This window comes from Brevundimonas sp. BH3 (assembly GCF_045345115.1).
GTDB lineage: Bacteria > Pseudomonadota > Alphaproteobacteria > Caulobacterales > Caulobacteraceae > Brevundimonas.
Map to the genome: position 1 here is coordinate 2,650,207 of NZ_CP150796.1, position 26,183 is coordinate 2,676,389.

Sequence of the window (26,183 nt, forward strand, 5' to 3'; positions counted from 1 at the left end):
TAAACGCCGTATCCCTTATTCACTCTCAACCACAGGGAGTGCGCTATGAGTCAGAATCGCTTTTTGCGTCAGCAGGGCTTCATCGACGGCCAATGGGTCGATGCCGACAGTGGCGAAACCCTCGCCGTCACCAATCCAGCGACCGGCGAGCAACTTGGCACAGTTCCCAATATGGGGGCCGCTGAAACACGCCGCGCCATCGAAGCCGCCCAAAAGGCCATGAAGCCGTGGGCCGCCCGCACAGCCGGTGACCGCGCCAAAATCCTGCGCCGCTGGTTCGAACTGATGATGGAAAATCAGGACGAGCTGGCCCGACTTCTGACATTGGAACAGGGCAAGAGCCTGACAGAGGCCAAGGGCGAGATCGCCTATGGCGCGGCCTATCTGGAATGGTTCGCCGAAGAGGGTAAGCGCGCCTATGGCGAGGTGATCCCCACCCATGACAGTGCCAAACGCATCGTTACCCTCAGACAGCCTGTGGGCGTGGTGGGTGCGATCACGCCTTGGAACTTCCCGTCCTCGATGATCACCCGCAAGATTGGTCCGGCCCTTGCCGCCGGTTGCGCTGTGGTTCTGAAGACTGCCGCCCAGACCCCCTATAGCGCCTATGCGCTGGCCGTTCTGGCCGAGGAAGCGGGCCTTCCTGCCGGACTGTTCAACGTCCTGACCGGCAAGGCCTCGGCCATTGGCGGCGAGATGACCTCCAACAAGATTGTGCGCAAGATCAGCTTTACCGGTTCGACCGAGGTGGGCCGCACCCTGATGGCGCAGTCGGCATCCAGCATCAAAAAAATGTCGTTGGAACTGGGCGGCAACGCCCCCTTCATCGTTTTTGACGATGCCGATATCGACGCCGCCGTCGCCGGTGCCACCATCTCCAAATTCCGCAATTCGGGCCAGACCTGTGTCTGCACCAATCGCTTCTATGTACAGGCAGGCGTGTATGACGCCTTTGTCGAAAAACTGTGCGCGGCCGCTCAGGCCCTCAAGATCGGCAATGGTCTTGAAGACGGCGTGCAGATGGGACCGCTGATCGACGAAAAAGCCGTCGAAAAGGTCGAACAACATCTGTCGGATGCCCTGTCCAAGGGCGCGCGCGTGCTGACGGGTGGCAATCGCCATGCACTGGGCCAGACCTTCTTCGAGGCGACCGTCGTGGCCGATGTCACGCAGGACATGCAGATGTGCCGCGAGGAAACCTTTGGTCCTCTGGCCGGTGTGGTGAAGTTCGAAACCGAAGAAGAAGCCATTGCCTTGGCCAATGACACCATCTTCGGTCTGGCCGGCTATTTCTACAGCCGCGATATCAGCCGCATCTGGCGCGTGGCCGAGGCGATGGAAACCGGCATGGTCGGCATCAATACCGGCATACTTTCCACCGAAGTCGCCCCCTTTGGCGGCATAAAACAGTCAGGTCTGGGCCGCGAGGGCAGCCGCCACGGCCTCGAAGACTTTATGGAAATCAAATACCTGTGCATGGACATCTAGACGCCCGCGCCTTTATTTAGACGAACGTCGATCTCTGCAAATCGGTTTTCTTCCTGTCAGTCTCCCTGATGACGCTCCGCAACAAGACGCAGCGCATCAGGGAAACATGGCCGCCTGAGGGGGTGGCCTTACAGGAAGGGATAACACCTATGACCGACCGCACCCTTCAAGGGGCGGGCGGGGGTGATCACTCGGTCAAAAAAAATGATCGTCTGGTGATCGCGGCCTCGTCTGTCGGTACCGTCATCGAATGGTATGATTTTTACCTCTACGGCTCGCTGGCCGCTATTATCTCGGCCCAGTTCTTCTCGGGCGTAAACGAGACCACCGGCTTCATTTTTGCACTTATGGCCTTTGCCGCAGGTTTTGCGGTGCGCCCGTTTGGGGCTATCGTTTTCGGTCGCATGGGCGATCTGTGGGGTCGCAAGAACACCTTCCTCGTCACCATGTTGCTGATGGGCCTGTCGACCTTTGTGGTCGGCCTTCTGCCCTCCTATGCCGCCATCGGTATCGCTGCCCCGATCATTCTGGTGCTGATGCGCCTGATCCAGGGCCTGGCTCTGGGCGGCGAATATGGCGGGGCCGCCACCTATGTGGCCGAACATGCTCCCGCCGGTAAGCGCGGGTTCTACACCTCATTCATCCAGATCACCGCCACCGTGGGCCTGTTGCTCAGCCTGATGGTCATTCTGGGGGTTCGCAGCACCATTGGCGAAGATGCCTTCCGCGAGTGGGGTTGGCGTATTCCCTTCCTCGTCTCCATCCTGCTGCTAGGCGTATCGCTCTGGATTCGCTTGAAACTGTCCGAAAGTCCGGCGTTCCAGAAAATGAAGGCCGAGGGCAAGGGTTCGACCACCCCGCTCAAGGACAGCTTCATGAAATGGCCGAACCTGAAACTGGTGCTGATCGCCCTGTTCGGTCTGGCAGCCGGTCAGGCCGTAGTCTGGTATACGGGCCAGTTCTACGCCCTGTTCTTCCTGGAAAAGACGCTCAAGGTCGATCCGGCCCTATCGAACATCCTGATTGCCACGGCGCTGGCTCTGGCCACACCCTTCTTCATCATCTTCGGTTGGCTATCGGACAAGATCGGACGCAAGCCTATCATCCTGACCGGATGCCTGCTGGCTGCCCTGACCTATTTCCCGCTGTTCCATGGTCTGACCAAGGCCGCAAATCCTCAACTGGCCGCCGCTGTCGCTTCTTCTCCCATCAAGGTGGTGGCCGATCCTGCCAACTGTAACCTGCAGTTCGACCCGATTGGATCAACGGTCTTCAACACCTCTTGTGATGTGGCCAAGACCCATCTGGCCAAGGCCGGCATCAACTATGAAAATGTAGCCGCCCCGGCGGGCACGATCGCCCATGTGCAGATCGGCGATGTGACGGTGGAATCCTTTGACGGCACACAATTACCTAAGGCTGATTTCGACGCCCAGAAGAAAACTTGGGATAGCGCCCTGACAGCCCACCTGTCTGAGGCCGGTTATCCGGCCAAGGCCGACAGCGCGCTGGTCAACAAGCCAATGGTGATCGGTATCCTGTTCATCCTCGTGCTTTATGTGACCATGGTTTACGGGCCGATTGCCGCCGCTCTGGTCGAGATGTTCCCGACCAAGGTGCGCTACACCTCCATGTCCCTGCCCTACCATATCGGTAATGGTTGGTTTGGTGGCTTCCTGCCGACAACGGCCTTCGCCATGGTCGCTGCCACAGGCAATATCTACTATGGCCTTTGGTACCCGATTGCGATTGCCGTGATGACAGTCGTCATCGGCGTAATCTTTGTGAAGGAAGGCAAGGACGTGAATATTCACGACTAGCCGGACTCTCTCTGATCCATCCCAGAAGGGCGGACCGCCAGTCGGTCCGCCCTTTTCCATGTCTTATGGTCGTAACGGCCGTCTTTTCTCTTGTCGCGCGCACCATAGAAGGCCCAGATGCCCTGATGTTCAGCTTTGCAACATTGGCCCTCACCGTGGCCTATATGGCCACGCTGTTCGCCATCGCCTGGTGGTACGAAAGCCCCACGATCAAAGCCAAGGGCTCCGGCCTTCTGGGCCCCAGCCTCTATGCCCTGTCACTGGCCATCTATTGTACGTCCTGGACCTATTATGGCGCGGTCGGCACGGCGGCGCGTGACGGCTGGGACTATCTGCCCATCTATATCGGTCCGGCCATCGGGCTGACGATCCTGTTCCCGCTTTGGCGACGTATTGCGGCAGCCGCCCGCAGCGCCAATGTCGGCTCTATCGCCGACTTCATGTCCGCCCGCTATGGTAAAAGCCCCGTACTGGGGGCCGCGGTGACACTCGTCGCCATTCTCGGCTCCCTGCCCTATATTGCCCTGCAACTGCGCTCGCTCTCCATGGCCGGAGAGATGCTGAACGTGAACAGTCCCGTGGCCGGTTCGGAAGATTTAACTGTCCTGCTGCTGGCAGCCGTTCTGGCGGGCTTCACCATCCTGTTCGGGGCGCGACGCACAGACCTGACCGAACATAATCGCGGCCTGATTCAGGCCATTGGCGTAGAATCCATCGTCAAGCTGGGCGCGCTTCTGGCCGTGGCAATATTTGCCGTCATCCTGCTGAGCAGAACAGTCCAACCTCTCAGCACCTTTACCTCGGGCCTGAGTGACCTCGCCCGATGGCCCCATACCGATGCGCGTTTCTGGGCCATTACCCTTGTGGCGACGCTGGCGATCTTCTGTCTCCCGCGCCAGTTCCATGTCGGCTTTGTCGAAGGTGGCGCACCTGACGAGATGCGCCGCGCCCGCTGGCTTTTCCCGCTTTATCTTTGCCTGACCTCGCTGGCGGTTTTGCCTCTGGTCGCAGCGGGCAGCCTGACCCTGACCGAGACCAATCCCGACCTTCTGGTTCTGGCCCTGCCCTTTACCCAGCACCAAAGCCTTTTGACCGCCGTGGTGTTTGTCGGCGGTTTCTCGGCGGCCACCGCCATGGTCATTATCGAGACGGTGGCTCTGTCGGCCATGGTGACCAATACCATAGTCCTGCCATTGGTCAGTGCCCGTCGCGGCCCTTCCGACAGTGGCCAGCCCGCCCCCATGAACGCCATGGCAGGCAAGATTCTGAATATTCGCCGCTTGGCTATCATCTGCATCCTGTTTCTGAGCTGGCTGTACTATCTGGCCATGGACCCTTCATCGGGGCTGGCCGATATGGGACTGGTATCGTTTACGGCTCTGGCACAACTGGCCCCCGCCCTCTTTGGTGCCGTTCTGTGGCGCGGCGGGCAAAGCCTTGGCGCACTGGCCGGTCTGTGCATCGGCATGGTGGTGTGGTTCTTCATGCTGGCCATGCCCCAACTGGCCCCCGGCTTGCCCCTGCACATGCATCATGTTTTCGGGCTGGAAGATCCCTTTGCCACAGGCGTTTTTGTATCGCTTGGCCTGAACCTGACCACCTATATCGCCGTTTCGCGTCGCGTAGCTCCCAGCTTGATCGACCGTGTTCAGGCCCGCGCCTTTGTCGATCTCAAGGAAGCCGAATGGCTGGAGGGCCGTGGGCATTTGTCAGGGGCTTCAGTTCAGGACCTCAAGGTTCTGGTGGCCCGCTTTATCGGTCAGGAACGCGCCAATAACGCATTTCAGGCATGGGCGGACGAGGTCGGCGTACCTTTGAAAAACAGCGACCCCGCCGATGCCGGCCTGGCCCGCGCGGCCGAACGGATGCTGGCGGGTGCCGTTGGTGCTGTGGCCGCCCGCCGTGTCATTGGCGCGGCCCTGTCCGGTGGCGGTCGCGCGCCCGAAGACGTGGTGCGGATGCTGGACGAAGCCTCTCAGGCCGTACAGTTCAACCGCCAGCTCTTGCTGACCACGCTCGACAATATTGATCAGGGCGTCGTGGTGGTGGATGACGACCTGCGTCTGGTGGCGTGGAATCAGCCCTATGTGCAGCTGTTCCAACTCCCCCCCGGCTTCCTGCATGTCGGCATGCCGATTGCCAATGTCTATCGCTATAATGCCGAGCATGGCGAACGCGATCTGGTGGACGACGGGATCAGCGACTGGATCGAGCGGCGGCTGGATGCCCTGCATCGCCGTCAGCGCCACTTCCATGAGCGCGAGCTACCCGATGGCCGCGTGCTTCAGGCCGTGGGCGAGCCGCTTCCGGGCGGGGCCTATGTCACCTCCTATACCGACATCACCGATCTGCGCCGCGCCGCCCGCCAGTTAAAAGAAGCCAATGAGCAACTGGAAGCCCGCGTCGCCGAACGCACGACCCAGCTAAAGGCCGCGTTGGAAATGGCCGAACAGGCCACCGCCTCCAAAACCCGTTTTCTGGCCGCCGCCAGTCACGACCTGCTGCAGCCGCTCCATGCCGCACGCCTGTTCATCGCCGCGCTTCGTGAAGACGAGGCCGTCGCCAACAGCAAGTCGCAAACCCTCGCCATCAATGCCGATCGCTCGATCGAAAGCGCCCACAGGCTGCTGACAGCCCTGCTAAACCTGTCAAAACTGGAGGCGGGCGGTGTCGCCGCCAATGTCGCGCCATTGGCCCTCAACCAGTTGTTTGACGACATCGCGCGCGAGTTCACCCCTATAGCCGAGGCCAAGGGGCTGAAACTGCGGGTGCATCCGACCCGCGTGTGGATTTCGACCGACAGAGATCTGTTGCGCTCCATGCTGCAAAATCTTGTCGCCAATGCCATTCGCTATACGGACAAGGGCAGGGTTCTGGTTGGTGCGCGCCGTCGCCAAGATCGCATCGACATCGTTGTGGCCGATACCGGACGCGGTATCCCCGAAGAGGCCAAGGGGCGCATATTCAGCGAATTTGTTCGCCTGTCAGACGGCCCCGCAGACGAGCCCGCTGCAGGACTGGGGCTGGCCATCGTCAACCGGCTCTCGAACCTGCTGGGTCACCCGCTGTCTTTGAGTTCGGTCGTCGGGCGCGGCTCGGTATTTCGCATCTCGACGCCGCGCACAGAGGCCTCGGTCCGCCCTAGCGAAACCGTCACCACCATCCGCACCCCTTTGTTCGGCAAACGGGTGCTGTGCGTCGATAACGAACCAGCCATTATCGAGGCCATGGATGTACTGCTGAAACGGTGGGGGGCCGTGCCGACACTGGCCCGCTCTGCCGCCGAGGCCGAAGCCTTGGACGGCCCGTTCGATGCCGCCATTGTCGATCTGCATCTGGATATCGGCCAGCCGGACGGCCTTAGCGTCGTGCGGATGCTAAAGGCCCGCGGCGTCAAGCGCATCGCCCTGATGACCGCCGCCACACAGGAAAAACTGGCCGAGGAAGCCGCCGAGGCGGGTGCAACCTTGATGCCCAAGCCCGTCAAACCCGCCAACCTGAAGGCTTTTTTGAGTTAGTGATCACGATGCGATCACGCCCTACCGTCAGCCTCGCGAAGGCTGACTACTTGAGGGCTGGATTGAGTTAGTGATCACGGGGCGATCACGCCCTACCGTCAGCCTCGCGAAGGCTGACTACTTGAGGGCTGGATTGAGTTAGCGATCACGGGGCGATCACGCCCTACCGTCAGCCTCGCGGAGGCTGACTATTTGAGGGCTGGATTGAGTTAGTGATTGCGGGGTGATCACGCCCTATCGCTCACCTCACGGAGGCTCCGTGCTTGAGGGCACTCTTGGGGATCATGCCCTACCGTTCGCCGCGCGGTGGCTTACTGCCAGAGGATATTGTCTCCGCCCGATTCACAGACCGCGCTATGGCGCGATCTGTGAGGTACGGTTTGGATCAGCCCAGATCGATCTGCTGGGCAAGAATGACCGCTTGGGTGCGGTTTTGCACGCCCAGCTTGCGGAACACGCTGGTCAGATGTGCCTTGATGGTGGCCTCGGTCACGCCCAGATCATAGGCGATCTGCTTGTTCAGACGGCCTGCCTTCAGGCCTTCCAGAATGCGCAGTTGCGACGGGGTCAGGCTGGCGATCCGGCTTTGCAGATCAGCCTCCTCGCCCTCGGCCTCGCCCACATCGGGAGCCCATGTCTCGCCTTCCAGAATCTGGCTGATGGCCTCGACCATGGTTTCCAGAGACGCCGATTTGGGAATAAAGCCCGACGCCCCGACCGCCAGCGCGTGACGCACCGTATGCGGTTCCTCACTGGCCGACACCACGACCACAGGCACGGCAGGATGGTTGGCGCGAACCAGATTCAGCCCCGTCATCCCTTCGACATCCGACAGTTTGAGATCCAGCAGCATCAGATCCACCGCACCTGAATTCAGGGCTGAGTCGGCTTCTGCAAAGCTGGAACATTCCACCACACTGGCATCCGGTCGTGCTTTTCGAACAGCCGAAACCAGTGCCTCACGGAAGAGAGGGTGATCGTCCGCGACGACGATTCTGTCCATGGATGTCCTTCCATCAAATGATTCCGAGGCTTGCCCGACTGTCATGGCGACAGAATGACATGCTCCGACTTTGGTCGAGATTAGACCAATGGCTAGATGTCGAAAACCATTGCAACGCGAAAAGGTAACAATTGGAGACCTGCAAAAGTTCAGGCCCGGGAGGAAACCTATGGATAGACACCGCCTTTTGGGCGGAGCGGCTGCGTTCGCGCTCCTTGGCGCTTTTGTAACCTATGCTCCGCATGTGCAAGCCCAGGATACAAATGCGGCGCTCGAAGCCCGCATCGCCCAGCTTGAAGCCGAGCTGAACAGTCTCAAAGCTGAAATCCGCTCTGCCCGCGCTGAACAGCAAGTCCAGAACCAAACGCTCAGCGACGGTATTCTCCGGATCGAACAGCGCCCCGCGCCCGTGGCTGTAGCCGAGGCCCCCACTTCTGCCTCAGCCCGTCCTGCAGAGGGTTTCCGTATCGGAGACCACACGATCAAGCTCGGCGGCTTCATCAAGGCCGACGTCAACATCTCGCGCTATGGGGACGGCGACATCCCCTCGGGCGATCTGGGCCGTGACTTCTACCTGCCGTCCTCCATTCCGGTGGGTGGAGCATCCGAAGGCACCGCGACCGATTTCAGCGCCCGCCAGACCCGTTTCTGGCTGACTTCCGATGGCGAGGTCGGCCGCCATAAGGTCGGTGCCCGCATCGAGATGGATTTTCAGGCCCTGCCGGGCAGCGGCGACCACCGCACCACCAATCCGTCCTCACCGGCCCTGCGCCGCGCCTTTGTCACCATCGATAACTGGCTGATCGGTCAGGAATGGTCGAACTTCCAGAACCTGAACGTCCTGCCCGAAACCGCCGACTATCTCGGCCCTAGCGAGGGCATGATCCTGTCGCGGCAGGTTCAGGTCCGCTATACGCGCGGCCCGCTGTCAGTATCGGTCGAGAACCCCGAAACCACCCTGACGCCGTTCGGGGGTGGCGCACGCATCATTGCAGACGACAATGCCCTGCCCGACATCACCGCCCGCTACGCGCATGTGCGTCCGTGGGGCGAGGTGCAGCTGGCCGGTCTGGTGCGCCAGCTCAAATATGAAAACCCCGCCAGTGCCATTGATAGCTCGACCTATGGTTGGGGTCTGTCCGCCTCGGCCAAGTTCAAGGTCGGCGCATCCGACGATATCCGCCTGATGCTGACCGGCGGTGAGGGCATTGGCCGTTATGTCGGCCTGAATCTGGCCAATGACGGTGTGCTGGATGCGTCCGGCGATATCGAAGCCATCGGCGTCTTGGCCGGTTATGCCGCCTATCGCCATGTGTGGCAGCCCAACTGGCGCTCCAGCTTCATCCTGTCCCATCAGGAAATTGACAATCCCGAAGCCCTGACGGGACTGTCCGTCAACCGTTCAGCCTCCAGCGCTCGCGCAAACCTGATCTGGACACCATTGACGGGCGTCGATGTCGGTGCCGAACTGATGTTCGGAAAACGGGAACTCCAGAGCGGTCAAAGCGGTGACATGAACCGTCTCAGCCTGTTCGCCAAATACGGCTTTTAAGCCGAAATAATAAGTAAAAGTCATCGGGAGAAAACGCGTGTCAGAGATTGAAATCTATCCGGTCCCCAAAGACCTTGCCGCCAAGGCCCACATGGATGCCGCCGGTTACGAAGCGGCTCGAAAGGCGGCACGCGAAACCCCCGATGCCTATTGGTCGAATGTCGCCAAACGTCTCGACTGGATGACCTTCCCGACCAAGATCAAGGATGTCTCCTTCAATAAGGCCGACTTCCGCATCAAATGGTTCGAGGACGGGGTGCTGAACGTCTCGGCCAACTGCATCGACCGCCACCTGCCCGCCCGCAAGGACGAGGTCGCCATCATTTGGGAAGGCGACGAGCCGACCGACAGCGAACACGTCACCTATGGCCAATTGCATGACCGCGTCTCGCGCCTGTCCAATGTGCTGAAGTCGAGCGGCGTCAAGAAGGGCGACCGCGTCACGATTTATATGCCGATGATCCCCGAGGCCGCCTATGCCATGCTGGCCTGCGCCCGCATCGGGGCCGTCCATTCGGTGATCTTTGGCGGCTTCTCGCCCGACAGCATCGCGGGCCGCATCGAAGACTGCCAGTCCACCTTTGTCATCACAGCCAATGAAGGCTGTCGCGGGGGCAAGCGGGTTCCGCTAAAAGCCAATGTCGACAAGGCACTGGAAAAGGTTTCGGTCGAAAAGGTGCTGGTACTGCGCCACACCGATAGCGCTACCCCGATGGTCGAGGGCCGCGACATCGACTGGCAGACGGCTGTTGACGCCGCCAGCCCTGACTGCCCGCCCGAGCCCATGGGAGCCGAAGATCCGCTCTTCATCCTCTATACGTCGGGATCGACCGGCAAGCCCAAGGGCGTTTTGCACACCACCGGCGGCTATCTGCTGTGGGCGTCATGGACGCACGAACATGTGTTCGACTATCGCGCGGGCGAGGTCTTCTGGTGCACCGCCGATGTGGGCTGGGTGACGGGCCACTCCTATGGGGTCTATGGCCCGCTATCGAACGCCGCCACCACCCTGTTGTTCGAGGGCATCCCCAGCTATCCGACTGTGTCGCGCTTCTGGGACGTGGTGGACAAGCACAAGGTCAATGTCTTCTACACCGCCCCAACCGCCATCCGCGCCCTGATGAAGGATGGCGATGATCCGGTGAAGTCCTCCAGCCGCGCCTCGCTTCGTCTGCTCGGCACGGTCGGCGAGCCGATCAACCCCGAGGCATGGCGCTGGTATTACGAGGTGGTCGGCAACTCGAAACTGCCCATCGTCGATACATGGTGGCAGACCGAAACCGGCGGCATCCTCATATCGCCTCTGCCGGGGGCCACCGACCTCAAACCCGGTTCGGCCACCAAGCCGCTGCCGGGGGTCGAGCTGGAAATTGTCGATGCCGAAGGTCAGGTTCTGGAAGGTGTGACCGAAGGCAATCTGTGCATCACCGACAGCTGGCCGGGCCAGATGCGTACCGTTTACGGCGATGATGCTCGCTTCTTCGAGACCTATTTCTCGACCTATAAGGGCAAGTATTTCACCGGTGACGGCTGCCGCCGTGACGAGGACGGCTATTACTGGATCACCGGCCGCGTCGATGATGTGATCAATGTGTCCGGCCACCGCATGGGCACCGCCGAGGTCGAAAGCGCCCTTGTGCTGCATCACGATGTAGCCGAGGCCGCCGTGGTCGGCTTCCCGCACGATATCAAGGGTCAGGGCATCTATGCCTATGTCACCTTGAACGCCGATGTGACGCCATCGGAAGAACTGCGCCGCGCCCTGATTGCACAGGTCCGCAACGAGATCGGCCCCATCGCCGCACCCGACGTCATCCAGTGGGCCCCCGCCCTGCCCAAGACCCGATCCGGTAAGATCATGCGCCGCATCCTGCGCAAGATTGCCGAAAACGAAATCGGCGCTCTGGGCGACACCTCCACCCTCGCCGACCCCAGCGTGGTGGACGATCTGGTCAAGAACCGCGCCGCCGCCAAGGCCGCCTAAGCTCCCCCACCATCCTGTCCCCTCACAAGTTCAGGATGAACCAGAAGCCCCGAACCGGATCGCCAACCGGTTCGGGGTTTTTTCTTTTTAGCGTTCGACTTCCATCCATTCGCCGGGCGCAATGTCGTCCAGTGTCCAGCGACCCACGCTCCAACGCACCAGACGCAGGCACGGAAGGTTCACCGCCGCGCACATACGGCGCACCTGACGATTACGACCCTCGGCAATCGTCACCTTGATCCAGCTATCCGGCACGCTCTTGCGTACGCGGATCGGCGGGATGCGCTCCCACAACTGCGGATCATCAATCAGCTCGGCCTCGGCAGGACGCGTCATGCCGTCCTTCAGCATCACACCACGGCGTAGTTCTTCCATCTGCTCTTCGGTGGCGATGCCCTCGACATGGGCCAGATAGGTTTTCTTGGTCTTGTATTTCGGGTCCGAAATCCGCGCCTGCAGCCGCCCGTCGTCGGTCAGCAGCATCAGCCCCTCGCTGTCACGGTCCAGCCTTCCCGCCGGATAGACGTTCGGCACGTCGATGAAATCGGACAATGTCCGACGCTCCGAGCCTTCCGTCCCCTTGTCGGTAAACTGGCTCAACACATCAAACGGCTTGTTAAAAACGATAAGGGTCATGCCGCCTTGTAGCGCCAAGGCCGCGCGGCGTCACACCATAAAGCAATGACAAGTGTCACTTGACACTATGCATTTTAGGCACCATTGTTGTCTCGTGGAGATAGAAGGCATCAGGCACAAGGCACTGCGCCACTTCGCAGAGACGGGTCAGCCCAAGGGTCTGCCCGCCGCTGTTGTAGATCGTTTACGCAATATGCTGGCCTACATCGTCGCTATCGAAACGGAGGACGAGTTGCTCATCCCGCCCAACTTCGGCGCTCACAGGCTGAAGGGTGATCGCGAAGGGACATGGTCCCTAACTGTCACGCGAAACTGGCGACTGACCTTCAAGATCAACGCCGCCCTCATGATCGAGGACATGGACCTAGAGGATTATCACTGATGGCTATCAAGCTTCACAGCGCGTTCGCGGTGCATCCGGGTTCATGGTTGCGTGACGAGTTCGTCACCCCGCGCAACATCACTGTCACCACGCTCGCCAAGGCGCTGGGAGTCACCCGTCAGGCCGCCAGCAATCTGCTGAACGCCAATGCGGGTCTGTCCGCCGAAATGGCAATCCGTTTTGAAAAGCTGTTCGGCGTCAGCGCCGACACCCTCATGCGCATGCAGGCCCGTTACGACCTGTCCCAAGCGCGCGCGCATGAGGATGATATCAAGGTCAGCGAACTGGCGGCTTAAGCCTGTTTGCCGCGCAACATCTGCAACATGGCCGAGAAGTCTTTCTGGCCGTTACCGAGGTTGTTGAACAGGGCGTAGAGGGCCTCAGCTTGGGCGGCGAGCGGGGTGGAGGCACCGGCCTTGGCGGCGGCATCCTGGGCCAGTTTCAGGTCCTTGAGCATCATGGCGGTGGCAAAGCCGCCTTCATAGTTGCGGTTGGACGGGGAGGTCGGCACGGGGCCGGGCCACGGATAGTAGCTGGTCACGCTCCAGCACTGGCCGGACGACTTAGAGGCGATTTCGAAGAAGCGCTCGGGGTCGAGGCCCAGCTTTTCGGCAAGGGCGATGGCCTCGCAGGTGCCAATCATCGAAATGCCCAGCAGCATGTTGTTGCAAATCTTGGCCGCTTGGCCCGCGCCATGGTCGCCCGCGCGGATGGTGATGCGGCTCATGGGCTCCAGAGCCGCTTCGACCTTGGCAAAGACGCCTTCGTCACAGCCGACCATGAAGGCCAGCGTGCCCGCATCCGCCGCCGCCGTGCCGCCCGAAACGGGGGCGTCGGCAAAGGTGAAACCAGCCTCGGTGGCCAGAGCCGCCACCTTGCGGGCCGTGTCCACGTCAATCGTCGAGCAGTCCAGCAGCAGTGCCGACTTCGGCGCGTTCGGCAGAACCTGTTCGGAATAGACCGACATCACATGCGGGCCAGCGGGCAGCATGGTGATGACCACATCGGCCCCTGCCACGGCTTCAGCCACGGATGCTACCGGCGTGCAGCCCGCGGCTTCGGCGCGCTTCAGGGCATCGGCGGAAAGGTCGAATGCCATCACCTGATGGCCCGCCTTGGCCTGATTGGCAGCCATGCCGCCGCCCATATTGCCAAGGCCGATAAATGCGATCTTGCTCATGGTTTCTTCCCTAGTATTGGCGTCGCTTGATTTAAGCCAGCGGCGTCCAAGATTGGTCTTGTGGCAGGGGCGCAAACAGCGCCTCTACGCTTGCATCACTAACGCCCGAAATGTCTGCGGGCTGCCAGTTCGGCGCATTGTCCTTGTCGATGATGACGGCGCGGACGCCTTCCTGGAAATCGTGGGTCGAGACCACACGGCCCCCCAGCGCATATTCCATCGACATGTTGTCGGCAAAGGTCGCCATCTTCGCGCCCTCGCGGATTTGGCGAAGCGATACCTTCAGCGACTGCGGCGACTTGGTTTTCAGGATCGACAGCTGTTTCAGCGCCCATTCCGAACCATCCGCTTCCAGCGCAGCAAAGATGTCCTCGACGCGATCAAACCCGAACAGACGGTCAATGGCTTCACGATGGGCGTTAAGCGGAGCCTCGCCCGCATCGCCCGACACTCGATCGGCCACCGATTTCGGGTCCGACGGATTGGCCAGCAGTTCAGCCTTAAGCGCCTCGACAGCATCCGACGCCACAAAGTGTGTGTGGATGCCCAGAGCGACCGTATCGGCGGCCTTCAGGCGCGCCCCCGTCAGGGCCAGCCAAACTCCGGTCTGGCCCGCAAGGCGCGGGAGGAACCAGCCACCGCCCACATCGGGGAAGAGGCCAATGCTTGTTTCCGGCATGGCATAGGTGGTGCGTTCCGTGGCGATACGCACATCGGCAGGCTCGGAAATACCGACCCCACCACCCATGACGATCCCGTCCACAATGGCGGTGATCGGCTTGGGGTATTCGAACATCAGATGGTTCAACTGATATTCGGCGTGGAAGAAGGCCTTGGCCTCGGAAGCATCGCCCGCGCCGCTTTCGGCAATCATGCGGATGTCGCCACCCGCACAAAAACCGCGCTCGCCCGCATGGTCGATCAGGACCGAAGAGACGGCATCATCCGCCTTCCACGCCTGCAAAGCCTCGATCATCGCCTCGCACATCGCGCGGTTCAGCGCATGGATGGCCTTGGGGCGGTTCAGAGTGATCCGGCCAACGCCATTTTCAATGCGGGTGATGACTTCAACTTCGCTCATTTGGACATCTCTCTGGACACGATCACGCGCATGATCTCGTTGGTGCCTTCAAGGATACGATGAACGCGCAGATCACGCACGATGCGTTCCAGCGGATAGTCCTTCAGATAGCCATAGCCGCCGTGCAGTTGCAGGGCATCATCGGCAATCGCGAAGCCCGCATCGGTGGCAAAGCGCTTGGCCATGGCGCACCATTTGGTCTTTTCGGGATGCGCCGTATCAATGGCCCATGCGCCGCGACGCACCATCAGGCGGGCCGCATCCAGATCGGTCGCCATATCGGCCAGTTTGAACTGGGTGTTCTGGAACTCGCCGATAGCCTTGCCGAACTGTTTGCGACCGGCGACGTATTCCTGCGCCGTTTCCAGCGCCAGACGCGCCCCGCCCAGCGAGCAGGCGGCGATGTTCAGACGGCCACCATCCAGACCCGCCATGGCGTATTTAAAGCCATCGCCTTCAACGCCGATCAGGTTCGCGACCGGCACACGGCAGTTGTCGAACACGACCTCGGCGGTCGGTTGGGCGTTCCAGCCCATCTTCTTTTCATTACCGCCGAAGGACAGACCCTGCGTGCCGTTTTCAACAACGATAGCCGAAATGCCCTTGGCACCCTCACCACCGGTGCGGACCATCACGACGTAAACGTCCGATGCGCCTGCGCCCGAGATAAAGGCCTTGGAACCGTTCAGCACATAGTGGTCGCCATCACGCACCGCCGAGGTTCTCAGCGCCGCCGCATCTGAACCGGAACCCGGCTCGGTCAGGCAGTAGCTGGCGATCTTGTCCATCGCCACCAGCGACGGCACCATGCGGGCGCGAAGCTCAGACGACCCGAACTTGTCGATCATCCACGAGGCCATGTTGTGGATCGAGATGAAGGCCGCAGTCGCCACGTCACCGCGCGACAGCTCTTCAAAGATCACTGCCGCTTCCATGCGGCCAAGACCCATACCGCCATGTTCTTCGCCGACATAGATACCGGCAAAGCCCATTTCGGCAGCGAGCTTAAGCTGCTCGCGCGGGAAGTATTTTTCCTCGTCCCACTTGGCCGAGTGCGGCAGCAATTCGACCTCGGCAAAGGCGCGGGCCGCCTCTTCGATGGCCCGCTGGTCTTCGTTCAGTTGGAAGTCCATGCCCGTCCCCTTAACCCATGGTCGGGATGACGAAGGACGAGTCCGTGTGCTCCAGTTCGCTGTCGGGCCAGCGTGCGGTCACGGTCTTGGTCTTGGTCCAGAAACGGACGCCTTCCATGCCGTGCTGGTTGATGTCGCCAAATGCCGAACGCTTCCAGCCACCAAAGGTGTGATAGGCGACCGGCACCGGAATCGGCACGTTGATGCCGACCATGCCGACGTTCACGCGGGCGGCGAAATCACGGGCTGCGCGGCCGTTCTGGGTGAAGATGGCAACGCCATTGCCGTACTGGTGGTTCGACGGCAGAGCCAAGGCTTCTTCGAAGCTGGCGGCGCGCACGATTTGCAGCACCGGACCGAAGATTTCTTCCTTATAGGCCGACATTTCCGGCTTCACATGGTCGAACAGCGACGGGCCGATGAAGAAGCCCTTCTCATGACCTTGCAGGCTGAACTCGCGGCCATCGACGACCAGTTCGGCACCTTCTTCAACGCCCTTGTTGATCCAGCCGATCACGCGCTCTTTGTGCGCTTGCGTCACGACCGGACCATAGTGGGCGTCATTGTCGGTGGACACGCCCACGCGCAGGTTCGGGATTTCCGAGACCAGACGCTCGCGCAGTTCGTCTGCGGTACGCTGGCCGACAGGAACAACAACCGGCAGCGCCATGCAGCGCTCGCCAGCCGAGCCGAAGGCTGCGCCCGTCAGGTCCTTGATGACCTGATCCATGTCGGCGTCGGGCAGGATGATGCCGTGGTTCTTGGCACCACCCATGGCCTGAACGCGCTTATGGTTCTGGGCACCCTTTTGATAGACATAGTGGGCGATGTCGGACGATCCGACGAAGCTGACGGCGTGAACCAGCGGGTGCTCGAGGATGGCGTCCACGGCGACCTTGTCGCCATGCACCACGTTGAGCACACCGGCAGGGGCACCGGCTTCCATCATCAGTTCGCCCAGTCGCACCGGCAGGGATGGATCACGCTCGGACGGCTTGAGGATAAAGGTGTTACCGGCGGCAATAGCCACGCCGAACATCCACATCGGGATCATGGCCGGAAAGTTGAACGGGGTGATACCCGCCACCACGCCCAGCGGCTGGCGCATGGAATAGACATCGATGCCCGGACCGGCGCCAAAGGTGTATTCACCCTTCTGGGCGTGCGGGATGCCACAGGCGAACTCGATCACTTCCAGACCGCGCTGGATGTCGCCCTTGGAGTCAGCGATGACCTTGCCGTGCTCTTTGGACAGCAGGGCGGCCAGCTCGTCGATATTGGCTTCGACCAGACGCTTGAACTCGAACATCACGCGGGCGCGGCGTTGCGGATTGGTGTTGGACCAGCCCTCGAAAGCGGCCTGCGCGGCCTGAACGGCCTTGTCCATTTCCGACACGGTGGCCAGTTGCACGCGGGCCTGAACCTCGCCGGTGTTCGGATCGAACACATCGCCGAACTTGCCCGAAGCGCCCGTGAAGCTGCTGCCGTTGATGAAGTGGTTGATGTCGCGCATAGCGTCCCGCCCTTCCTGATGTTTCCAGAGGTGGCCGGAATTTTCCGGCTCGTTGCCTCAAGTCCTATCAATCCTGCCCGACTTGCCATAATGCAATAACGCAATACCTATGATGCAAATATGCAGACTTAGAGATGTTCGACTGGGATGATGCACGTGTTTTTGCCGAGGCGGCACGTTCGGGAACGCTGGGTCGCGCCAGTGACAGGCTGGGCATGGATGCCGCCACGGTCGGGCGCCGCGTCGCTCGACTGGAGACGGCGTTAAAGGCCACCCTCGTCGTGCGCGACCGCTCGGGATTGCGCCTGACAGCGGCGGGGGCACAGTTCCTGAAATCCATCGAAGCGGCCGAACATGCGCTGCAAGAAGGCGAACAGGCTGTGCGTCCCGATACCGTCAGCGGTACAGTCAGGATTTCTACCTCCGAGGGGTTCGGCACCGCCATTCTGGCCCCCGCCCTGCCGCGCCTTTTGCGCGAAGGGCGCGGCATCCGTATCGAGCTGGCGGCAAACTCGGGCTTTCTGTCACCGTCCAGCCGCGAGGTCGATCTGGCCATCACGCTTAGCCAACCCGATGCTGCCCGCCTCGTGACGACGCCACTGACCGACTATCAGTTGGCGCTGTACGCCCACCCCGACTATCTGGTCGCGAACGGCACCCCCGAGAGTATTGCGGCACTGACCCAGCATGTGATGACCGGCTATGTCGAGGACCTGATCTATGCGCCGGAGTTGAACTATCTGTGCGAGGTCTCCGCCGGTCTTCATGCCCGTTTGGCCTCGTCCTCGATCCGCGCTCAGCAAGAGATAATCGGCTCTGGCGGGGCCATCGGGGTGCTGCCCTGTTTCATGGCAGACGGGTTGGTGCGGATATTGCCGCAGGTGCTGCTGCAACGCCGTTTCTGGCTCAGCATCCACCACGATTTGGCCGACACCGCCCGCATCCGGACCGTCACCCGCTGGATCAGGGCATTGTGTGAAGATCAGGGGCCGCGGCTTAATCCCTTCTAGCCGCCGTCATCCTCCGACAAGCCGCTATGCGGCGCAGATCGGGGGATCCAGCGGCACCGGAGGTGATCTTGGTTTCACTCACGGTGCCTGCTGTTTTCGCGCTATCGCGCGCCACTGGGTCCTCCGGTCAAGCCGGAGGATGACGAAGGGATTTAGATAGTCCCCGATTAAATCAGGGCCGCTTCCTCGTTGGTCGCCCCGATTAAATCGGGGCTCCGGGCGGCACCGCCTGCGCGACCTTCAGCACAGCCCAGCCTTCAACGGGTCCCGTCAGGATGTTGCCCAGATAGGTGGAGTGGGCCACTTCCAGACGATCCCCGCGATTGCGTTTCAGCGCCTCGCCAAAGCGCTTACCGGCATCCAGAACCGTCGCCTTGGCGGTCGGGTTCAGGGCATGCCCTTCGGCCAGTGTCCCCAGATACGAGGCATAGCGGCTGCGAACCACACGGCGCAGTTCGGCCTGACGTGGCGACAGACCGGCGCTGCCCGCCAGTTCGGTTTGCAGACGGTCCAGCACCTCGGTCAGGGACAACTGCCCCGCATCACGGCGGCTTTGTTCGACCAACTGGTTCAGACGCTCGGGGGCCAGCAGGGTTTCAAAGACCACTTCGCTGGATGCCGAAGCCGCCGAGGCCGGATCGAATACCCCGCCCACACGGCCCTCGAACAGTTCGATGCCGAACTGGCGCTCATTATTACCCGACTGCTCCGATGACAGAAGGTCCAGAAGGTCGTCACGAATATCCAGTTGCGCAGGGGCTAAAACCCCCATCAAAGCATCCAGCGATGCACGTTGCGTAGCCGCATCCACCGATACCGCCCGCTCATGGCCGTCGCCCTTGACGGCATAGCCATAGTCCAGCCCTGCAATCTGGCGGGCGACGGCTGTCGTCTGATAACGATGATACAGATAGATCGGCACGATCACACGACGCAGGTCCGCCATAGGCGCACCGTCCGGCAGGTTGTTCAGACCAAAGCGCGACAGGGCGATGCGGCGCACCTCCATCACATTGGCCAGCTCCGCGACAGGGTCCTCTCCATTGTCCCACATGGCCCCATAGGGTTGCAGCGAACCCAGCGGACGCGTGTCGTTGTCAGAGACAAAACGATAGCCCTTGGCCTGCGCCTCGGCGGCCAATGCCGCACGACGCGCCACCGGATTAACGCCCGGTTTGTCGCCATATAGCCAGTCGACCGTGAACTGGTCCCACGCCCCGACGCCCGTCGTATATGCGCCCGACACGTCCAGTTCACCATCGCGCGCGATTACCCACGGAGCCGGATAGTCCATGACCGAGGCGCGGCCCTCATAACGCGAGGCGGCAAAATTATGCGAGATGCCCAGCGCATGGCCGATCTCGTGCGCCGACAGGTGGCGCAGGCGGTGATAGGCCAACTGGTCGGGATCATCGGCAAGACCGGTGCCGGACTTGTCGGCCCCCAACAGCCCCTCGAAAATCATCTTGTCCTGACGGTCGCGCAACGACCCCAACTGCACCACGCCGCGCACAATCTCGCCGGTGCGCGGATCATTGACGCTGGTGCCGGTGGACCAGCCGCGCGTCTCGCGGTGCACCCAGGCGATGATGTTGTAGCGGGCATCCATCGGATGCGCGCCCTCGGGCAGAACCTCGACACGGAAGGCATCGATATAACCCGCCTTGTCGAACGCCTCGGCCCACCACATGCCGCCCTCGATCAGGGCCTGACGAATGGCCAAGGGCGCTGCGCGATCGACATAGAAGACAATCGGTTTCTTCACGCGCGAGCGTGCCGCCGACGGATCGGTCTTTTCAAGACGGAAACGGCGGGCCAGACGGCTGACCACCGGCGTATCCAGATCGGTGGCAAAATCGGTCACGGTGATCTGCGCCGAGGTGCCCGAGCGCGGATCGTGCGGCACGCGGGTAAAGCCGTCATCCGGCAGGCGGATAAAGCTGTGGCGAATGGCCAGCGACAGTGAACGTCCATCAGGGGCCACGCGGCCAATCGATCCGGCAGGCTCGTCGGATGTATAGGTCTGGACGGTTTGGAACTCGACATTGTCAGGGAAGACCAGCGTCTCGCCCGCTTCCAGATAGGACAGGCCGGGGGCTGGTTTATAGCTGCCCTGCCCCGCCCGTTTCAGGCGCGAGACAATATTGACGGCATCACGTTCCAGAAAACCCGACAGGTCCACACTGATGCTGCCATCGGCATGACGCTCAAGCACATCGCCCGACCAGATGATCGAGGTGGCAAAGCTGGCGGCGACGGCATTTTGTTCGTCGTCGCTGGCCCCTTCGGCGCGATAGCGGTTGTTCTCGAAGCGGGCGAAGACCTTGTTTCCGACGACACTAAAGGCCACCACTTGCGCCTGCCCCAGCGCCGAACGGTCAAGGCCGGTGCCGTCCATGCCGATGCCTGCCGAAATCCCCGGCTGATAGAGATAGCGCCCGACCACGCCCGAGGCGTCCGGCGCACCAAAGCGGGCGCTGACCTTGCCGCGTGCCGCATCGGTGCGCACCGCAAACAGGCCATCCTGCCATACCGCCGTCGCCGCAGGCGGCGTTTGCGCCATCGCCACCGGGGCCGTGCCCGTTGCCAGAACCAGAGCCGCAGCCCCCGCCATCATCATCTTACGCATCAAAAGCCCCTCACCATTCGCCCCGCCCCCTCAGACGAAGTTCCTGAACCAGTCGTCCAACAAGAAAAGGCCCGACGCAAGGGTCGGGCCTTCCATTGTATACTATTTTCAGCGCACGCCGAGCGCCGAGGCATCAGGTCTGCGCGTATCGGCAGCCCCATAGAAGCGATCCCCCTCGATCATGATCGACTGGGTCGAGCCCATGGTGTTGGAGCCGCGTGTCCGGTGACCGCGCTCGCGCAACAGGCGCTCCACGTCCGGCGAGAAACCGCCCTCCAGCTCCAGCGGTGCCCCGCCCCAGCCCTGATTGATGCGCGGACGCATGGCGGCCTCGGCCACGTTCAGATCATGGTCGATGACGTTGGACAGCAGTTGCACCATGGTGGCGATGATATAGCCGCCCCCCGGTGTCCCGGTCACCAGCCACGGCTTGTCGTCCTTGAACACGATCATCGGCGTTATGGTCGAGCCCAAGCGCTTGCCCGGAGCCGGAGAGTTCGGCTCGCCCTCGGTGCCCCACGAGAAGTTGTCGACGTGGTTGTTCAGCAGGATACCCGTGCCCGCCGGCGCAACGTGCGCACCATAGGAGTTGGACAGGGTATAGGTGACCGAGGCCGCATTGCCGAACTTGTCCGCCACCGAATAGTGGGTCGTGTCCTGGCTTTCATACGGATAGGGATTGCCATCCGGTACCTGATTGCCGTTCAGAACCTTGTCCAGCGACACCAGCTTTACCCGTTCCTCGGCAAAACCCTTGCTGGCCAGACCATTGGCCGGCGTCGCCCATTGCGGATCGCCACCGATCAGACGGCGGTCCGCATTGACCACCTTCATCACTTCGGAAATCAGGTGCAGGCTGTCGACACTGCCCCAGCCCATTTCGGCGAGGTCAAAATGCTCCAGCATATTCATGGCCTGTGCCACGCTAACGCCCGAGGCCGTCGGCGGCATATAGGCGATGCGGTGGCCACGGTATGAACCCCAGATCGGCTCGGACACGATGGCGCGATAGCTGGCCATGTCTTCCATGGTCACCATGCCGCCACGGGCCTGAATACCGTCGACGATCTTCTGGGCCAGTGCGCCCTTATAGAAGCTGTCAGCACCACCGGCGGCCAGTTCGCGCAGGCTCTGGGCCAGAAGCGGCTGCTTGAAGACTTCGCCTGCACGATAGGGGGTGCCGTCCGCCTTCAGATAGGCCTCGGCGGCTCCCGGATCGAGGGCAAGGAAACGCGCCCGTCCACCCGTGGCATCAGCCTCGCCGTCGCTCAACACATAGCCGTCCTCGGCCAGTTTAATGGCGGGCTGGATCAGGTCCAACCACGACATGGAGGCAAAGCGGGTAAAGGCTTCATGGAAGCCCATGACCGTGCCGGGCACCGCCACATTGCGCATATCGGACGGGTGCGAGCGGTCAAACTTTCCATCTGCGCCCAGCAGGGTCTGGCCGGTCAGGGCCGCAGGGGCCGTACCGTAATAATTGATGGCGATATCCTGCGCCGGACGATCTGCGGTCGCCGCCATATGGATCACCATATAGCCCGAGCCACCGATATTGCCCGCACGCGGCAGGGTCACAGCTTCGGCAAAGCCGACGGCCAGCGCCGCATCCACCGCATTGCCGCCCTTGGCCAAAATCTCGACACCAACGCGAGTGGCCAGATCGGACTGTGACACCACCATGCCATCACGGCCGATGACCGGATTGTGGATCTGGCCATAGCTGACGATATCGCCGCCACTGCCCGCCGCCGGACGAACCGCCGCTTCCTGCGCCAAGGCCGGTGCCACCATCGGGCCAAAACCGACCAGTGCCGCCGCCGAAACGGCCGCCCACAAATTCATTCGACGATGCATCGTCATCCCCCGCCTTTTCCGCCAGCGCCACAGTGCGGCCACTTTAAAGCATATAAACCGTCACTATTACGCAACGCAGCCTCGAAAATGTGCGAGACTCTGAAGCGATACCATTCTAAAAAATCCTTTATAACAAGCGTTTTTTAGAAAACACACTCGTGTATCGTCGCTATTTAAACAATATTACGCCTCTATACGGTTGCTAGGTCGTCTCCATCCTGCAACAACTTGCAAAAGCTCAGCTATGGAAATTCCGGTCTTTAATCACCGGCATGACCACGCTGCGCTGATCGGGCGGCTTCGAAAAAAACCCGTCCGAGAAGTTTTCAGAGGGGAACCACACAGATGTCTCATCGTAAGATGTCAAACCGCACCGGCCGCCACACCCTGCGCGCAGCCATGCTGGCCTCCAGCGCCCTGCTCGGCGTAGCCTTCGCTACCTCGGCGACAGCCCAGTCCGTTACCGAAGAAGAACCCACCGTCGTTGACGAGATCGTTGTCGTCGGTTCGCAGATTCGCGGTGCCAAGGTTACTGCCGCCCTGCCGGTGACGGTTCTGGCCGAAGAAGACATCATCGCCGCCGCTCCGGTTTCGGGCGATGATCTGTTCCGCTCCATCCCGCAGATGGGCGATGTGACGTTCAACTCGGCCTATCAGCCGAACACCTCGAACTCGGCGCGTGGCGATACCGGCTCGGTCAACCTGCGCAGCCTCGGCATCGGCAATACACTGGTTCTGCTGAACGGCCGTCGCGTTGTCGGCCACCCGACCTCGCAGGCCAACGAGCATCTCGTTCCGGTTCTGACCTACAACACCAATGCCATTCCGGTATCGGGCCTGAAGCGCCTTGAAGTGCTGCGCGATGGTGCCGCCGCCATCTATGGTGCCGATGCTGTGGCCGGTGTGGTCAACACCGTCCTGCGCGACGACATGAACAACTGGACAATGTCGGCCCAGCACGGAGGTGCCGAGGGCACCAGCATGCGCGAAACCAACCTGTCGGTATATGGTGGCAAGGACCTGCTGGACGGCCGCGCCAACCTGTCCCTGTTTTTCAACTATGACCACCGCAGCGAGCTGAACACGCTGGATCAGGACTATACATCAACCAATGACAAGCGTGGCCTGTTCGCCGGTACCGGTTTCGAAGACCATTCCAGCCTGAATGGCACGTCACAACTGGCCCCGTGGGGCCGCTTCACCGTGCGCAACGCCAACGGCACCAGCGGTCAAACCTTTACAGTTGTTCCGGTCGGCCACGCCAGCTGTGTCACGCCGACCCAAGACGGTGTTTGCCTTGCCAATGGCACCAACCTGCCTGCAGACTTGAACGCCGACACGGCACGCATGGGTCTGTCGGTCATGCCAGAGGTGGATCGTTTCAACCTCTTCACGACCGGCCGTTACGAAATCAATGATGCCGTCGAAGCCTTTGGTGAAATCGGCTTCTACCACGCCAAGTCGCAAGCCTATCAAGAGCCGATCGCAACCGCTGCTGGCGTCAGCTTCATCATCCCGGGCTCCAACCACTACAACCCGATTGCAGGTGATCCCAACATCACCCTGACAGGCTATCGCTTCTCGGACATGGGTCCGATCAGCGTGCAGGTGACCAACAAACAGTTCCGCGTGCTGGGCGGTCTGCGCGGCGAATGGAATGGCTGGAACTGGGAATCGGCCCTGATGTGGTCGGAAGCCAGCGCCAAGGACGTTTCGGACAACATCTCGGCAACCAAGCTTCAGGAATGGGCCGCCAAGACCACGCCGGACGCTTACAACTTCTTCAACGGCGGTACGATCGGCAATGTGCAGGTCGGGGATGGCACCCCGTCGAACCAGGCCGCACTGGACGCCATCCGTGTGGACATGGTGCGCCGTACCAAGACCGAGCTGGGCCTGTGGGACTTCAAGATCTCGCGTCCTGACATCTATCAGCTTCCGGCCGGTCCGGTCGGTATCGCGGCCGGTATCGAACTGCGTACCGAAACCCAGCACGATGACCGTGACGACCGTGTTGACGGCACGATCCGCTATACCAATCTAGCCGGCGTCAAGTCTTCGGACCTGATCAACCAGTCGGAAAATCCGGATACCTATGGCGAACGCGACGTCTTCTCGGCCTATCTGGAAGTCGCCGCTCCGCTGGTATCGCCGGACATGGGCATCCCTCTGGTCCACAATCTCGAAGTCCAGCTGGCTGGTCGCTTCGAGGAGTATTCGGACTTTGGCTCGGTGGCCAAGCCGAAGATTGCCGGTGCATGGGATATTGTTGACGGCTTCCGTGTTCGTGCCTCGTGGGCGCAAGGCTTCCGCGCACCGAACCTGGAACAGATTAACGCCACCCAGATCACCCGCTCAAACCAGTCGGTTGACTGGGTCTATTGCGAGGCTTTGAACCGCCAGGGTGCGCTGGCCAATGGTCTGCGTGACTGCGGTGCCTCGATGGCTTCCAAGGTCGCCCAACCGTGGCGTGACGATTTCAACCAGAACCACGCCCGTAAATCGACGCAAGAGCGCCGCGCCGGTAATCCGGACCTGCAACCGGAAGAATCGGAAACCTTCTCGGTCGGTCTGGTCATCCAACCGCGCTTCATTCCGGCAGAACTGGGTGACTTCACCATCACCGCCGACTGGTGGCAGGTCGAGCAGACCGGCATGGTCGGCCTGTTCCGTGGCCAGAACGCCCTGACGCTGGACTATCTGCTGCGCAAGAACGGCTCGTACAACCCGAACGTCGTGCGTGGCGATGCCACCGCTGCCGACGGACGCATCTTTGCCGGTACCGGTCTGGAAGCTGTGGGCGAAGTTCTCTACATCACCGATGCCTATACCAACCAGCAACCGCAAACGGTTGAGGGTCTGGACCTCGGCGTGATGTGGCGCCTGCGTGGCACTCAGTATGGTGATTTCAGCGCCAATCTGAACGTCTCGCACCTGCTGAAATACTATCTGGACATGGCACCGGACACACAAAAGCTGTCGGACGCCATCGGTTCGGGCGAACTGGATCCGAACATCTGGGTTTCCGGTTCGATGGGCGACATGATCGCCGATCTGGGTCGTCCGGAATGGAAGTGGTCGCTGTCGGCCACCTGGAACAAGGATGCCTGGACCGTCGGTGCATTCACCCAGTACATCTCGTCGCTATACGATGACAGCATCACCAACTCGGCGGGCGACTACTGGACAGTAGACTCCACCATCACCGCCAACCTGTATGCCGAATACGAGTTCGGTGCCGACAAGTTCGGCGGCATGATGTCCGACACATCGGTCCGTGTCGGTGTCCGCAACATCACCGACGAGCAGCCCCCGCTGTCCGCCGATGGTTATGTCGGCACGGTGTACCAGCCCTATGGGCGCTACTGGTATGCCAGCGTCCGCAAGTCCTTCTAAG

At 61.2% G+C, this 26,183-nt stretch carries 17 protein-coding genes; 9 read left to right on the forward strand and 8 right to left on the reverse strand.

All coding sequences use genetic code 11. The features are described 5' to 3' along the window. The first annotated feature begins 45 nt into the window (after positions 1-45). From WEU32_RS12995 to WEU32_RS13005, 3 genes are all read left to right on the forward strand, one after another. Positions 46-1,488, forward strand: coding sequence for an NAD-dependent succinate-semialdehyde dehydrogenase (locus tag WEU32_RS12995; RefSeq protein WP_406852186.1), 1,443 nt, complete (start codon positions 46-48; stop codon positions 1,486-1,488). A gap of 149 nt (positions 1,489-1,637) precedes the next feature. Further along, positions 1,638-3,308, forward strand: coding sequence for an MFS transporter (locus WEU32_RS13000; protein ID WP_406852187.1), 1,671 nt, complete (start codon positions 1,638-1,640; stop codon positions 3,306-3,308). Positions 3,309-3,433: 125 nt separating this feature from the next. Beyond that, complete coding sequence (locus tag WEU32_RS13005; protein ID WP_406852188.1) at positions 3,434-6,826, forward strand: PAS-domain containing protein; 3,393 nt, start codon at positions 3,434-3,436, stop codon at positions 6,824-6,826. A gap of 385 nt (positions 6,827-7,211) precedes the next feature. Here WEU32_RS13005 and WEU32_RS13010 read toward each other — a convergent pair whose 3' ends face one another. Beyond that, positions 7,212-7,829, reverse strand: a complete 618-nt coding sequence (locus WEU32_RS13010; RefSeq protein ID WP_312139021.1) for a response regulator transcription factor — start codon at positions 7,827-7,829, stop codon at positions 7,212-7,214. Positions 7,830-7,998: 169 nt separating this feature from the next. Between WEU32_RS13010 and WEU32_RS13015 the strand changes: the two genes are divergently transcribed. Together WEU32_RS13015 and acs are read left to right on the forward strand one after the other, a co-directional pair. Continuing rightward, complete coding sequence (locus tag WEU32_RS13015; protein WP_406852189.1) at positions 7,999-9,381, forward strand: DcaP family trimeric outer membrane transporter; 1,383 nt, start codon at positions 7,999-8,001, stop codon at positions 9,379-9,381. Positions 9,382-9,472: 91 nt separating this feature from the next. Then, a complete protein-coding gene (gene acs / locus WEU32_RS13020) occupies positions 9,473-11,365 on the forward strand; it encodes an acetate--CoA ligase (protein WP_406853453.1) in 1,893 nt (630 codons plus the stop codon). Between the two features lie 87 nt (positions 11,366-11,452). On the opposite strand, the gene WEU32_RS13025 is transcribed toward acs, so the two are convergent. Then, the gene (locus WEU32_RS13025) at positions 11,453-12,001 is read right to left on the reverse strand and encodes a pseudouridine synthase (protein WP_406852190.1); all 549 of its coding nucleotides are present in this window, start codon (positions 11,999-12,001) and stop codon (positions 11,453-11,455) included. Between the two features lie 94 nt (positions 12,002-12,095). Here WEU32_RS13025 and WEU32_RS13030 point away from each other — a divergent pair, with 94 nt between their 5' ends. Beyond that, positions 12,096-12,383 (forward strand): type II toxin-antitoxin system RelE/ParE family toxin, encoded by a 288-nt coding sequence (locus tag WEU32_RS13030; RefSeq protein ID WP_406852191.1) that lies wholly within the window; start codon positions 12,096-12,098, stop codon positions 12,381-12,383. Then, the gene (locus tag WEU32_RS13035) at positions 12,383-12,679 is read left to right on the forward strand and encodes a HigA family addiction module antitoxin (protein ID WP_406852192.1); all 297 of its coding nucleotides are present in this window, start codon (positions 12,383-12,385) and stop codon (positions 12,677-12,679) included. Before WEU32_RS13030 ends, WEU32_RS13035 begins: the two co-directional genes overlap by 1 nt. On the opposite strand, the gene mmsB is transcribed toward WEU32_RS13035, so the two are convergent. From mmsB to WEU32_RS13055, 4 genes are read right to left on the reverse strand one after another with little or no spacing between them, the layout of a single operon-like run. After that, positions 12,676-13,563, reverse strand: a complete 888-nt coding sequence (gene mmsB / locus WEU32_RS13040) for a 3-hydroxyisobutyrate dehydrogenase (protein WP_406852193.1) — start codon at positions 13,561-13,563, stop codon at positions 12,676-12,678. The two genes, WEU32_RS13035 and mmsB, sit on opposite strands and share 4 nt — an antisense overlap. Positions 13,564-13,594: 31 nt before the next feature. After that, a complete protein-coding gene (locus WEU32_RS13045) occupies positions 13,595-14,644 on the reverse strand; it encodes an enoyl-CoA hydratase/isomerase family protein (RefSeq protein ID WP_406852194.1) in 1,050 nt (349 codons plus the stop codon). Next, positions 14,641-15,777: an acyl-CoA dehydrogenase family protein gene (locus tag WEU32_RS13050; RefSeq protein WP_406852195.1), complete on the reverse strand. Its 1,137-nt coding sequence runs from the start codon at positions 15,775-15,777 to the stop codon at positions 14,641-14,643. The genes WEU32_RS13045 and WEU32_RS13050 overlap by 4 nt, the downstream gene beginning before the upstream one ends. A gap of 10 nt (positions 15,778-15,787) precedes the next feature. Further along, positions 15,788-17,290 carry a CoA-acylating methylmalonate-semialdehyde dehydrogenase gene (locus tag WEU32_RS13055; RefSeq protein ID WP_406852196.1) on the reverse strand — a complete coding sequence of 501 codons (1,503 nt, stop codon included), beginning with the start codon at positions 17,288-17,290 and terminating at the stop codon, positions 15,788-15,790. A gap of 134 nt (positions 17,291-17,424) precedes the next feature. On the opposite strand from WEU32_RS13055, the gene WEU32_RS13060 reads away from it, so the two are divergent. Beyond that, complete coding sequence (locus WEU32_RS13060; RefSeq protein WP_406852197.1) at positions 17,425-18,300, forward strand: LysR family transcriptional regulator; 876 nt, start codon at positions 17,425-17,427, stop codon at positions 18,298-18,300. A 202-nt stretch (positions 18,301-18,502) separates the two neighbouring features. Here WEU32_RS13060 and WEU32_RS13065 read toward each other — a convergent pair whose 3' ends face one another. Then, a complete protein-coding gene (locus WEU32_RS13065) occupies positions 18,503-20,929 on the reverse strand; it encodes a zinc-dependent metalloprotease (RefSeq protein WP_406852198.1) in 2,427 nt (808 codons plus the stop codon). 108 nt (positions 20,930-21,037) lie between these two features. Then, positions 21,038-22,774, reverse strand: a complete 1,737-nt coding sequence (gene ggt / locus WEU32_RS13070; protein ID WP_406852199.1) for a gamma-glutamyltransferase — start codon at positions 22,772-22,774, stop codon at positions 21,038-21,040. Positions 22,775-23,131: 357 nt separating this feature from the next. On the opposite strand from ggt, the gene WEU32_RS13075 reads away from it, so the two are divergent. Then, positions 23,132-26,182 (forward strand): TonB-dependent receptor plug domain-containing protein, encoded by a 3,051-nt coding sequence (locus WEU32_RS13075; RefSeq protein ID WP_406852200.1) that lies wholly within the window; start codon positions 23,132-23,134, stop codon positions 26,180-26,182. The last annotated feature ends 1 nt before the right edge of the window (position 26,183 follow it).

Bases quoted from the DNA above. Each gene is read 5' to 3' on its own strand.
- WEU32_RS12995 (WP_406852186.1), top strand. From the start codon at position 46: ATGAGTCAGAATCGCTTTTTGCGTCAGCAGGGCTTCATCGACGGCCAA.
- WEU32_RS13000 (WP_406852187.1), top strand. From the start codon at position 1,638: ATGACCGACCGCACCCTTCAAGGGGCGGGCGGGGGTGATCACTCGGTC.
- WEU32_RS13005 (WP_406852188.1), top strand. From the start codon at position 3,434: ATGTTCAGCTTTGCAACATTGGCCCTCACCGTGGCCTATATGGCCACG.
- WEU32_RS13010 (WP_312139021.1), bottom strand. From the start codon at position 7,829: ATGGACAGAATCGTCGTCGCGGACGATCACCCTCTCTTCCGTGAGGCA.
- WEU32_RS13015 (WP_406852189.1), top strand. From the start codon at position 7,999: ATGGATAGACACCGCCTTTTGGGCGGAGCGGCTGCGTTCGCGCTCCTT.
- acs (WP_406853453.1), top strand. From the start codon at position 9,473: ATGGATGCCGCCGGTTACGAAGCGGCTCGAAAGGCGGCACGCGAAACC.
- WEU32_RS13025 (WP_406852190.1), bottom strand. From the start codon at position 12,001: ATGACCCTTATCGTTTTTAACAAGCCGTTTGATGTGTTGAGCCAGTTT.
- WEU32_RS13035 (WP_406852192.1), top strand. From the start codon at position 12,383: ATGGCTATCAAGCTTCACAGCGCGTTCGCGGTGCATCCGGGTTCATGG.
- mmsB (WP_406852193.1), bottom strand. From the start codon at position 13,563: ATGAGCAAGATCGCATTTATCGGCCTTGGCAATATGGGCGGCGGCATG.
- WEU32_RS13045 (WP_406852194.1), bottom strand. From the start codon at position 14,644: ATGAGCGAAGTTGAAGTCATCACCCGCATTGAAAATGGCGTTGGCCGG.
- WEU32_RS13050 (WP_406852195.1), bottom strand. From the start codon at position 15,777: ATGGACTTCCAACTGAACGAAGACCAGCGGGCCATCGAAGAGGCGGCC.
- WEU32_RS13055 (WP_406852196.1), bottom strand. From the start codon at position 17,290: ATGCGCGACATCAACCACTTCATCAACGGCAGCAGCTTCACGGGCGCT.
- WEU32_RS13060 (WP_406852197.1), top strand. From the start codon at position 17,425: ATGTTCGACTGGGATGATGCACGTGTTTTTGCCGAGGCGGCACGTTCG.
- WEU32_RS13065 (WP_406852198.1), bottom strand. From the start codon at position 20,929: ATGCGTAAGATGATGATGGCGGGGGCTGCGGCTCTGGTTCTGGCAACG.
- ggt (WP_406852199.1), bottom strand. From the start codon at position 22,774: ATGAATTTGTGGGCGGCCGTTTCGGCGGCGGCACTGGTCGGTTTTGGC.
- WEU32_RS13075 (WP_406852200.1), top strand. From the start codon at position 23,132: ATGTCTCATCGTAAGATGTCAAACCGCACCGGCCGCCACACCCTGCGC.